12 protein-coding genes are annotated in these 11,911 nt (G+C 36.2%); 7 read left to right on the top strand and 5 right to left on the bottom strand.

Annotated elements, in window-relative coordinates; genetic code table 11:
- The first annotated feature begins 83 nt into the window (after positions 1 to 83).
- The gene (locus tag OSH00_RS04880) at positions 84 to 992 is read left to right on the top strand and encodes a LysO family transporter (RefSeq protein ID WP_266129491.1); all 909 of its coding nucleotides are present in this window, start codon (positions 84 to 86) and stop codon (positions 990 to 992) included.
- A gap of 103 nt (positions 993 to 1,095) precedes the next feature.
- On the opposite strand, the gene pyrF is transcribed toward OSH00_RS04880, so the two are convergent.
- Positions 1,096 to 1,776, bottom strand: coding sequence for an orotidine-5'-phosphate decarboxylase (gene pyrF, locus OSH00_RS04875; protein WP_266129490.1), 681 nt, complete (start codon positions 1,774 to 1,776; stop codon positions 1,096 to 1,098).
- Between the two features lie 103 nt (positions 1,777 to 1,879).
- Positions 1,880 to 2,428 carry a helix-turn-helix domain-containing protein gene (locus OSH00_RS04870; protein WP_266129489.1) on the bottom strand — a complete coding sequence of 183 codons (549 nt, stop codon included), beginning with the start codon at positions 2,426 to 2,428 and terminating at the stop codon, positions 1,880 to 1,882.
- A 116-nt stretch (positions 2,429 to 2,544) separates the two neighbouring features.
- On the opposite strand from OSH00_RS04870, the gene OSH00_RS04865 reads away from it, so the two are divergent.
- The 6 genes from OSH00_RS04865 to OSH00_RS04840 all read left to right on the top strand — a co-directional run bounded on the left by OSH00_RS04865 (position 2,545) and on the right by OSH00_RS04840 (position 9,197).
- Positions 2,545 to 3,207 (top strand): AzlC family ABC transporter permease, encoded by a 663-nt coding sequence (locus OSH00_RS04865; protein ID WP_266129488.1) that lies wholly within the window; start codon positions 2,545 to 2,547, stop codon positions 3,205 to 3,207.
- Between the two features lies 1 nt (position 3,208).
- Positions 3,209 to 3,541 (top strand): AzlD domain-containing protein, encoded by a 333-nt coding sequence (locus OSH00_RS04860; protein WP_266129487.1) that lies wholly within the window; start codon positions 3,209 to 3,211, stop codon positions 3,539 to 3,541.
- Between the two features lie 711 nt (positions 3,542 to 4,252).
- Positions 4,253 to 4,789, top strand: a complete 537-nt coding sequence (locus OSH00_RS04855; protein WP_266129486.1) for a fimbrial protein — start codon at positions 4,253 to 4,255, stop codon at positions 4,787 to 4,789.
- A gap of 87 nt (positions 4,790 to 4,876) precedes the next feature.
- Positions 4,877 to 5,581 carry a fimbrial biogenesis chaperone gene (locus tag OSH00_RS04850; RefSeq protein ID WP_266129485.1) on the top strand — a complete coding sequence of 235 codons (705 nt, stop codon included), beginning with the start codon at positions 4,877 to 4,879 and terminating at the stop codon, positions 5,579 to 5,581.
- Between the two features lie 24 nt (positions 5,582 to 5,605).
- Complete coding sequence (locus OSH00_RS04845) at positions 5,606 to 8,113, top strand: fimbria/pilus outer membrane usher protein (protein WP_266129484.1); 2,508 nt, start codon at positions 5,606 to 5,608, stop codon at positions 8,111 to 8,113.
- A gap of 16 nt (positions 8,114 to 8,129) precedes the next feature.
- A complete protein-coding gene (locus tag OSH00_RS04840) occupies positions 8,130 to 9,197 on the top strand; it encodes a fimbrial protein (protein WP_266129483.1) in 1,068 nt (355 codons plus the stop codon).
- Positions 9,198 to 9,276: 79 nt separating this feature from the next.
- Here the strand turns inward: OSH00_RS04840 and OSH00_RS04835 are convergent, their stop codons facing one another.
- The 3 genes from OSH00_RS04835 to rpsA all read right to left on the bottom strand — a co-directional run bounded on the left by OSH00_RS04835 (position 9,277) and on the right by rpsA (position 11,802).
- Positions 9,277 to 9,642 carry a lipopolysaccharide assembly protein LapA domain-containing protein gene (locus OSH00_RS04835; RefSeq protein ID WP_196074920.1) on the bottom strand — a complete coding sequence of 122 codons (366 nt, stop codon included), beginning with the start codon at positions 9,640 to 9,642 and terminating at the stop codon, positions 9,277 to 9,279.
- 21 nt (positions 9,643 to 9,663) lie between these two features.
- Positions 9,664 to 9,966 (bottom strand): integration host factor subunit beta, encoded by a 303-nt coding sequence (locus OSH00_RS04830; RefSeq protein WP_004720793.1) that lies wholly within the window; start codon positions 9,964 to 9,966, stop codon positions 9,664 to 9,666.
- 159 nt (positions 9,967 to 10,125) lie between these two features.
- Positions 10,126 to 11,802 (bottom strand): 30S ribosomal protein S1, encoded by a 1,677-nt coding sequence (rpsA, locus tag OSH00_RS04825; protein ID WP_004830978.1) that lies wholly within the window; start codon positions 11,800 to 11,802, stop codon positions 10,126 to 10,128.
- Positions 11,803 to 11,911: the final 109 nt, after the last annotated feature.

Genomic DNA, 11,911 nt, shown 5'->3' with positions numbered 1-11,911 from the left:
TTTTTATGATCTGATCACAATATTGCAAACAGCTTTTAAAAGCTCCGTTATAATAGATAGGTTCTCACTACCTATCTATTTTTATGCAATCGCTTTGGTTAATTTTCCAACTCTTATTTTGCTTATTTTTTGGATTTATTCTCGCTCGAAGAATTCCTCAAGTTATCGAAAAAATCGCATTCAAGATATTGCCTTATTTTACTTATATTTTGTTGATTGCGATTGCAATTGAATTTTCTCAAACCATTCATCATATTGCCAGTCCTACGCAGATTCTCACCAATGCTGCAACCATTGCATTGACTACTTCCCTGGGAGCATTTGTTTGCTGCTATCTTGTGTTTAAAGCCATTGGATTTAAACCTGCTCAAGGTAAAGTTTCTGCAGAATTACTGCTCGGTTCTTTATTGAATATTAGCTATGCATTTATTGCTTTGGCGGTGGGTTATGCTGTGGCAGAGTTTGCACACTATGCTGCCTTCCCTTTACATATCAGCACATGGAACTTACTTTTGGTCTATATGCTATTGATTGGCTTAGATTTGGCTTATTCGCCACTGGATCGTTCATGGTTAAACTGGAAAATCATGCTTGTTCCATTGGCTTGTGTGATCGGTTCGTTATTAGGAGCCTTTGCAGCTTTTTTCTTGGTCAACGATATCAGCATGCGAGATCTGATTATGTTATCACAAGGTTATGGATTTTATTCTATGACTGGGATTGTAGTCACTGAATTGAAAAATGCACACTTAGGTAGTATTGCCTTAATGAATGATTTATTTAGAGAAATTTTTTCGATTTTATTGATGTACCTCATCGGTTGGCGCTACCCTCGTTCAGCAATTTCATCGGCGGGCGCCACAGCCATGGATGTCACTTTACCCATGGTCAAACAAGCCTGTGGAAATGAGTTTATTCCGCATGCCATGGTCAGTGGCTTTATCCTTTCTGTACTTGCACCCATAGCGGTGAGTGTATTGGCAGCACTTTAAATGTATATGAATTATTCTATAAATAGATTTTTATTCCTGTTAAAAAATAAACCCTCTGTTCCTGATTAAGAAAAGAGGGTTTATTTTTTAGCCTGCTACTAAATTATAATGTCGCTAAAATATCTTTGAGCATTTGACTCGGATTCTCTGACTGAGTAATTGGTCGACCAATCACTAAATGTGTTGAACCATCCAACATGGCTTGCTTCGGTGTGACAATTCTTTTTTGATCATCTGCATTTGTACCTGCCGGGCGGATGCCTGGTGTAACGAGAGCAAATTCTGCACCTAAATCTTGACGCAACATTTTTGCTTCTTGTGCAGAACACACTACACCATCCAAACCACTATCTTGAGTAAGTTTAGCAAGACGTTTCACCTGTTCAAAAGGCTCAATATCCAAACCAATATCCCGCAGATCTTCACGTCCCATTGAGGTCAAAACGGTTACAGCTATCAGCTGTGTAGAATAATTACCCACTTTTAAACGTTCTACACAAGTTTCCATCATCTTGCGACCACCAGAAGCATGTACATTGACCATCCATACCCCTAAGTCAGCCGCGGCACATACTGCCTGCGCAGTCGTGTTTGGAATATCATGAAATTTTAAATCTAAAAAAACTTCAAAGCCATGATCATGCAATGCTTTTACAACACTTGGACCTTCATGAGTAAATAATTCTTTGCCTACTTTTAAGCGACATAGTGATGGATCCAACTGATCGGCAATTGTTAGGGCGTCATATTGGCTTTTTGCATCTAGGGCGACAATAATACTCACAGATCTTCATTCCATCACATAAAATTTGGCACATTATAAAGTGATTAACAAAAGCAGAAAACCAACATCAGCAAAAAACTCAATCTAACATGGCAAAATATCTCTATCTCTGTTCAGAAATTAAAATTGCGCGTGTATCTTGCTCTAGTGCTTCAAAGATGTGTTCTTGATCTGCAGGATAAGACATATAATCTCCGGCATTGAGGACTTCACTGGCATCGATTAAGCCCACTTTGGCCGATCCTTGCATAATAATAATATGTTCAACACTTCCAACAGGGTGCGGTTGGCTACAACGTGGCTCACCAGGTTGAGTGGTTAAAATATACACATCTCGCCTTGCATTCGGTGGGCAAGTTGCCAACAAAACTGCTTGATAATTTGATATTTCAGATGTTACTGATGCACCATCACCATAACGAATAATGTGTGATGATTGTGTGTGTGCCTCGACTAATTTAGCAAAAGGGATATTTAACGCTACACATAATGCCCATAGGGTCTCTAGGCTAGGATTACCTTGCCCAGACTCAAGTTGAGAAAGTGTTGACTTTGCAACGCCAGCACGCCTAGCAACTTCACCCAATGATAATCCAACGTTGGTTCTTTCTGTGTGCAAGTTTTTTGCAATGATTTCGATTGGGATAGACATTTTCACCTCAAAAAATACGATCGTTCGATTTGACGAACAAAAACAATATCACTATTATAACAAATGAGCGTTCGCCATATCGAACAGTTTTATACTCTAAATCAAGGCCAATTCAGATGAAGTATAAAGAAATTAAAAATTTACCCAAGCCCATCGTAAAGTCTATTGTAATCATCTGCATAGCAACCTCTATGATTGGTATTTCACTTGGTTCACTTGCCATAAGCTATCAGCTACCTATTTGGATACCGTTGTTGCTATCCACTTGTGTACTGGCAGGCGCAGCAGAATTTACTTTTATTGGAATGATTGCGTCTGGAAGCAGTCCCATTACTGCTGCAATTGCAGGGTTATTAATTAATTTACGCCATCTTCCTTTTGGCTTGGCCATTCACGATTTTATTGAAAATAATAAATTTAAATACTTTGCCACACACATTATGAATGACGAAAGCGTGCTATTTGGACTCACTCAACCTACCCGTGAGCTAAAACGTAGTGCCTATTGGTTATGTGGAGTTGGTATTTTATTTGCTTGGCCAATTGGTGTTTTGACAGGTTATTTTATTGGAAGCCATTTAGCTTATGCAAAGCTACTGGGTATTGATACCATTTTTCCAGTGGTTCTTTTTGCACTTACGTTTAAAGCATTAAAACGAAAATCAACCCGAAAATCTGCAATTACAGGGGCAATGATTAGCCTAGCAACAGTCCCATTTTTACCAACTGGGATCCCAATACTCATGTCATTGTTTGGTCTCATTGCGGGAAAAAAATAACATGAATCAACAGATGATTATTTTTACAGGAATTCTACTTCTTGCAATAGGTACCTATCTCATTCGATATTCGGGATTTGTATTTAATCAATATTTTTCCATCAGCAAACAACAAGAACAGCTATTTAATGATGCAGCAACAACATTACTTTTTTCTATTGCTATTTTGAGCACTTTTTTTGAAGCAAATGGATGGGCTGACTTTGCAAGAATCTGTGGTGTATTGGTTGCCTTATATTTGATATGGAAAAATTATTCATTGATCACCATTATTTTAATTGCAACACTGATCACAACTTTATTTCGATTGATCATATCGTGCAATTTTAATTGAGATCAATGAAATCAATAACCCAAACAAAAAGCGCTTTTTAGCATAATGATTTAAAGCGCATTAGAATTGTTATTGACTTATCCGTTAGCTCAATTTTACTGTTAATATCTAATAAATTATTCTTACAGTTTTCCACTAAAATTTGGAAATTAAATTTTTAAGATAAAAATATTTCCAAATTCTCTTATATTAATAAAAAATTAGAGGCTTAAAGCCCCTTCATATCAAATAAATACTTCACAAATTAATTATAAATACTAAACAATAATCACTAATTTAAATTTTCCAACAAAAATACAAATAAAACAGAATAAAAAACTTATTCATTAATATTAATAATCAAATATTTAAAATTTACTTAATAAATTCTATCAAACCAAATTATCAAATTTAAACACTGTATGGGTAAAATAATTTGTTTAAAATGACACTTTTTGTCACTTTATTATAAATAACTATAATCAAGATTCATATTATAAAAAAAGAGTGATTTATATATATGATGTTGTATTTAAATAAATAAAAAATCATACTATTAAATAAATATGTAAAACAATAAATATCCAATAAAATAAACGTGATATTTATCACTTTTTTGTTGTTTTTTTTTGCAAAAAATCTATAGTGACCTTAATTGTTTAGTTCCTAAACACTCCCCTTTATTAGAATGAACATTAAAGGGAAAATCAACGTGTTACTGAGAGAAATTCTATGAAAAAAGTTCAATTAGGCTTAGCAATCATTGGCTTAGGTTTAGCATCATCAACAGTTTTTGCAGCTCCAGATGGTACTGTTACAGTTACAGGTAAAATTGTAGATCAAACTTGTACAGTTGGCGGTACTGCCGGTAACTATACTGTAGTTTTACCAACTGTTGCGAAATCAAGTTTAGCAACGGCTGCAACGACAAATGGTGACACTAAATTTACAATTAATTTAACTGCTTGCCCTGTAGGCAATGTCGGTGTTTACTATGACAACACAAATGCAAATATCAATACAGCAGGTCGTTTGAACAATACGGTAACGACTGGCGGTGCTACTAACGTCAATATTCAATTATTAAACTCTGCAAAAGCAGTTATTGACTTAACTAAAGACCGTACTGGGCAAAATATCGTAACTTCAAATGTTGCAACTGCAAATGGTTCAGCAAACCTTGATTTTTATGCGCGTTACTATGCGACTGGTGCAACTACTGCCGGTGATGTAAGCACAACTGCAACTTACTATGTTGTATATCCATAATTAATCATTTGGGTCTGTAAGTTTTCAAACAAGTCTGCGTTAATCAATACATACTAACCAGACTTGCATCTCTCAGTAGGTCTCTCGATGAATAAGCAATTTTTTATTTCTGCGTTGTTAACACTCAGTGCTATGGTCACATCTGCTCAGGCAGGTATTGTGATTACAGGTACACGTGTAATTTACCCTAGTGATAAAGAGTTTGTTTCTGTTCAATTAACCAATGTTGGTGAACAAATCGCATTGGTACAATCATGGATCGATGACAAAGACATTATTGCAGACCCAACCACAACTAAAGCGCCTTTTATTGTTACCCCACCTATTACTACAATTGAAGCCAGCAAAGGTCAATCTTTGCGTATTATTTTCAATCAAAAACAAAAGCTTGCCTCTGATCGCGAGACATTATTTTGGCTGAATGTACTTGATGTTCCAGCCAAGCCAGAACAGGGTAAAAATTACTTGCAATTTGCTATTCGCAATCGCTTAAAGCTTTTTTACCGACCTACCGGTTTAAAAATTGAGCAGCAACAAGCATTCCAAAAGATTGAAGCCCAACGTACAAACAATCGATTAGAAATCAACAACCCTACTCCTTATTATTTAAATTTTGCTAAATCTCACCTTATTTTAAAAAATGGTGCATTAAGTGAAATTAAAAATCTGAGCTTTATCGAGCCTTTTTCAAAACAACAATTTGATGTCGAAAATCTAGCTGACGCTAAATCTGTACAACTTTCCTTAATCGATGACTATGGCAGTTTATCTACGATTGAGAAGCAATTTTAATTAAAATTTCGGGGAGAATTGTGCTTGAAACATTTCACACTTAGATATAGTGTTTTAGCGCTAAGTCTGTATCTATGCAATCAAAATGTGTTAGCGCAATCACCACAATTCGATAATAGTTTTTTATACGGGAAAAATTCTAAAAATATTGATCTTGAACAATTTATTTCAAGCGATAAAGTCGCACCGAATGATTACATCCTGGATATTTACTTGAATGACCGATACATTACTCGGTCTATTGTTCATATATCAGATGATCCAGAATTCCCAGAAAAACAACGCTATTGTATACCACGGAATACAGTGAAACAGTTGGACTTCAATCATAAACTTATCGATTTAGACAAAGTAACCAGTGACTGTATCGATACTCGTTTAATGAATCATGTCGTGTTTTGGAAACTCAATATCGCGGAACAACGTGTTGATGTAACAAGCCCCCAATCTATGTTAAATGAACGTCCATCTGGCTATATTGATCCATCACTGTGGGAAACTGGTGGAAATAGTGCGTTTTTAAAATACTACTACAATTACTATAATTCTGATTATGGTCAAGACAATAAGCAAGACTCTAGTTTTCTCAACGTTAATTCTGGTATCAATATTGGTGATTGGCAATTTCGTCATTCTGGGAGTACAAGTTTTGGAAATAACAACAATCAGTCCGATGAGTATGTAAGTTATGAAAATAAACTTATGCGAGTACTGCCTGCTTTAAAAAGCCAACTTACCCTTGGTGACTTCTATACAAATACTAAAACAATCAATAGCAACTCAAGTATTGCAATTCGCGGTGTACAACTCGCGAGTGATGACAGAATGCTACCGATCTCATTACAAAGTTATGCCCCTACCATTTCAGGTTATGCGAAAAGTAATGCTTTAGTACGTGTACGCCAAAATCAACAGATTATCATGGAGCGCACTGTTCCTGCAGGTGCATTTAATATTACAGATCTACAAACTCCAGGAACTGGTGGCACACTAAATGTAGATATCATTGAGGCAAATGGCGAAATCCATAGTTATGATTTGCCTTATAATAATTTTATTCAATCGATCCGTGCAGATCAGTATCGTTATCAAATCGCAGCAGGTAATTTTCGTCAGAACAGTAAGTCTTATGACGAAAAGCTGATCAATGCATCATTTGACTATGGACTGAATAATCTTATGTCCGTCAGTAGCTCTGCATTGATCAGTAATCATTATCAATCCTATATTCTTGGAACAGCGTTAAATACGCAATTGGGCGGATTTGCTCTAGAAAGCAACTTTGTTAAGGCGAATATTAATCAATTTAATCAAAATTTAGATAGTTATCTACTCACACTTCGTTATAACCTCGCGTTAAATAACGCTAAAACAAATATAAGTTTAAACAGTACTGTCTATGGTAATGATGAATATTATACCTTCGATGAGGTGATGCAAAATCGTTATATACAAAACAACAGTTCTGCGATTATTTTGAATGGACGTCCAAAATCATCAAGTTATATCCAGCTTACTCAGAACCTAGGCCGTCAGTACGGTGCTATTTCAGCAAATTTTTCGCAATACAAATTTTGGCACGAAGTGAACACGCAAAAATTCTACCAAGTCAGCTACAGCAACAGCTATAAAGGTATAAGCTATTATATTGGTATGCAACATACACAAAATGATAAATATAATTTTGATAAGGACACTCAATATTTTGTAAATGTTAATATTCCACTTTCATTTAAAAAGAAAAATAGCAATTTACGTTTAAGCAGTGAGGTTTATCCTGATAATAATGCTTTAAATACCAATCAAATTGGAATATTTGGAAATTTAGGCGAAAACCAACAATTCGGCTATAATTTAAACTATGCAAATAGTCAAGATAGAGATCAGTTGAGTAGTTCCTTGAGTTATCGAACCAATCCGATTTATTTGGCATCTACATATACAACAGACTTTGATCAGCAACAACAATACTCGTTACAAGCACAAGGGGCAATTGTTGCACATCAACATGGTATTACTCTATCCAATGATTTAAATGATACTTTTGCAATCATCCATGCTAAAGGTTTAGAAGGTACGAGTTTATCGAGTGGGAATAATATCAAAATTGACCGTTGGGGAAATGCCATTATTCCTTACCTAAATCCTTATCAATATAATTCAATAAACTTAAACCCAAATACAATCCCATTAAATACAGATGTCGATGCAACACAATTACAAGTTGTGCCAAAATCAAATGCCAGTATCTTTGTTGATTTTAAAGCATTGAAAACAACCAAAGCATTAATTGAACTCAAATCAGAAAATGAAGTCATTATACCAATGGGAGCATTGGTAAAAGATGCTTCAGGCAATACAGTCACTACGGTAGGACAAGGTCAGCAAATTTTTATGCAAAATATCAGTTCTGGACGCTATACCGTTAATTGGGCCAATACAGATTCTTGTGAGTTCGATATTTCAAAAAATCTATTGGAAGAAAGTAAAAATCAAATCCCATTTGCAAGTTTTAGCCTCAACTGCAAATAAGCAACGGAGTTATATTATGCTGAAATATAAATTTTTATTGATGCTATGCACACTCCCAGCAAGTGCAGCTGTATTTGCAGATTGTAGTGTAGGGAGCAATTTTACCAGCGGTTATAATATGCCGACAATGAGTGCGAGCACGATGAACATCAATAAATATGAAGGAACATCTGTACAATCTAACGTTTATTCACGTGAAGTTGCTTCAGCAAATTTTGATATTTTCCGTGTCTACACTGGATGTACTGTAGGTGTAAATAGAACCATACTCGGCAATATTTTTGCCAGTAACGTTACTGCTTATGATGCTAATATTTCTCGCTTAACTGCATATCCTGCATTAGGAATTAAAGTTGAAATGGGTGATGCACCCGCTACAGCAACTTTAAAAACATTAAATACAACTGAATTAGCAATTTATAATTATAGTGGTGATACTCACGGTGTAAAACTAAGAGTCACTTTGTATGTTTTACCAAGAACATCTTCAATGACGTCTTATCCTACCAACATCAACATTTCCAATCTACGAATCGCAACGATCAGCTTAAGACGTGTCAGTGATAATGCACTTATCCCCGCAAATACACAAATCCCAGTATATTTAAATGCGACCGTAAATATCTCTGAATCTACATGCTCGTTAAGCCAAAGTAGTTATACAATTAATTTACCTGATGCTAGTGTACGCAATCTAGGTTTAGTCGGAAATGAAACAGCATTAAGTTCGGGAAATACTGCAACCATCAGCATTAATTGTGCAAATTTAAATGATGGCGCAGGTCGCGAAATTAAAGCATATACTACAGATGCCTTGAACCAATCAAATGCAACCAATATATTAGAAAATCAAGTGGGTAGTGGATATGCTACTGGCGTGGGTATCCGCTTACGTGACAAAAATAACAATATAATCAGTTTAGATCCAAACCAATCAAAGAGCACAAATAAATGGACATTCGGTAATCTCAGTACTTCTCAATTGATTCAACATACAATTAAAGCCAATTACGTAAGAACAGCGAATAACGTTACCCCAGGTTTAGTCAGAGCTCAAGCCTATTTGAATATTATATATGATTAAAAAACAACTTAATTTATTATTAATTTGAGAAGCAAAAAGCGCTTTACCTGTAAAGAAAAGCGCTTTTTTAGCATAATGATTAAAGAGGATTAGAATTCTTATTTTCTGGTTGAATATCTAATACCGTCTTTTCATGACGTGCATTTGCAGCAGCTTCAGCGGCAGCCAATTGCGCAGTCTGAATTTGTTCCTTTCTGAGATGATCAATATCTTTACGAAGACGCTTAACTTCCCAAGCATTTTGGAATACACGGAAAACCTGCACACCAAGCAACAATCCAAGAACAATTCCGAGGAATAAAGTCAATAATAGTAATAGTCCTAAACGCATTGCAGGAACTTGAGTAAACAATAAGTCTACTGGTAGTTCAGCAGGATTTTGTAGGACCAATGCTAAAGCATAGCCAAATATTACCAATAGTAATGCAACTAAGAAATAGCGCATAATCACCCCATTCGAATTTTATTAGTTAGCAGATTCGTTTACTGCATCACGCAATGCTTTACCAGGCTTAAAATGTGGTACTGCTTTCGCTGCAACTTCTACAGATTTACCTGTTTTAGGATTACGACCTACACGTGGCTCGCGATGGTGCAGTGCAAAGCTACCAAAACCACGAATTTCAATACGATCATCTGAAGACAATGATGCAATCATTTGATCAATCATAATTTTTACTGCTTCTTCAACCAATGGCTCTGCCAAATGTGGGTTCTTGAGAGCAATTCTTTCTATTAAGTCAGACTTATTAAGTGCTTCAGTTGTCATTTAAGACCTCATTAATTTTAATGCTATTTGACATACACTAGATAATATCCTTTTTAAATACAAAAAGGTAGCGCAGTCATCATATACTACGCTACCTTTTACAGTATTTGAATAAAAAATATTAATTAATTACATTAAATAATACTTCTTAACAATAACTTAGTGGTTCATCTGCGCTTTGATCAAATCACCAATTGTCTTAGGACCATTGTCTTGACCATTTGCAGCTGTTTTCAAGTTAGCTACTGCTTCTTTCTCTTCAGCTTCGTCTTTCGCTTTAATCGACAAGTTGATAGAACGTGATTTACGATCTACGTTGATGATTTTAGCTTCAACTTCTTGACCAACTTCTAGGAATTTAGTTGCATCTTCAACGCGATCACGGTTGATTTCAGATGCTTTCAAAGAAGCTTCAACTTCATCAGCCAACTTAACAGTAGCGCCTTTAGCATCAACTGCAGTTACTGTACCTTTAACCAACGCACCGCGTTCGTTAGCAGCTAAGAAGTCATTGAACGGATCGCTGTTCATTTGCTTGATACCAAGGCTGATACGGTTACCTTCTGCATCTACAGACAAGATAACAGCTTCAACTGTATCACCTTTCTTGTAACGACGAATCGCATCTTCGCCTTGTTCGTTCCAAGAAATATCAGACAAGTGAACTAGACCATCGATACCGCCTGGTAAACCGATGAAGATACCGAAGTCAGTGATTGACTTGATCGTACCTGAAACTTTTTCACCTTTGTCGTGTGACTTAGAGAACTCTTCCCATGGGTTCGCACGAGTTTGCTTGATACCCAATGAAATACGACGACGCTCTTCATCAACTTCAAGAACCATAACATCAACTTCATCACCAATCTGAACAACTTTAGATGGGTGGATGTTTTTGTTAGTGTGATCCATTTCAGAAACGTGTACTAAACCTTCAACACCTTCGGCAATTTCAGCGAAGCAACCGTAGTCAGTTAAGTTCGTAACACGTGCTTTAACGATAGAACCTTTAGGATAGCGGTTCATGATCGCTAACCAAGGATCTTCGCCTAATTGCTTAAGGCCTAAAGATACACGATTACGTTCTTTGTCGAATTTAAGTACTTTAACAGTAACTTCTTGACCCACTTCAACAACTTCTGAAGGATGTTTGATACGTTTCCAAGCCATATCCGTGATATGTAGAAGACCGTCAATACCACCAAGGTCAACGAATGCACCGTAATCAGTAAGGTTTTTGATTGTACCAGTAACTGTTTGACCTTCTTCCAATTGAGAAAGAAGCGCTTCACGGTCAGCTGAAGATTCAGCTTCCATAACAGCACGACGTGATACAACAACGTTGTTACGCTTAGCATCAAGTTTGATTACTTTGAATTCTAACTCTTTACCTTCAAGGTGAGTTGTGTCACGGATAGGACGAGTGTCTACCAATGAACCAGGTAAGAATGCACGAACTGGACCGATGTCAACAGTGAAACCGCCTTTAACCTTACCAGAGATAACACCAGTAACGATTTCTCCGTCTTCAAAGATTTTTTCAAGTTTAGTCCAAGTTTCAGCACGTTTTGCTTTTTCACGTGATAAAACTGTTTGGCCCATACCGTTGTCAAGCGCTTCAACAACAACATCAACTTCGTCACCAACTTGAACTTCAAGTTCACGTTGTTCGTTTAAGAATTCTGAACGTGCAACAACACCTTCAGATTTAAGGCCTGTGTCAACAGTAACCCAGTCAGAGTCGATGCTAACAACGATACCTTTAATAACGGCACCTTTGTCGATATTAAGAGTTGATTCGCTTTCTTCAAAGAGGGCTGCAAAAGATTCGGTCATGATATACCTAGAAAAGTCAGCGGTCTTGGATCAGACAAGGCCGGTTTAGTTAAGCATCTACATAGTCCATATAAAACTGATCAAGCTATGCTTTTGCTAATATTTAATA

The sequence above is a fragment of the Acinetobacter nematophilus genome (assembly GCF_026344175.1).
Classification (GTDB): Bacteria; Pseudomonadota; Gammaproteobacteria; order Pseudomonadales; family Moraxellaceae; genus Acinetobacter; species Acinetobacter nematophilus.
The sequence above is the reverse complement of the archived record's forward strand: the minus strand, read 5'-3'. Positions and strand labels throughout refer to the sequence as shown.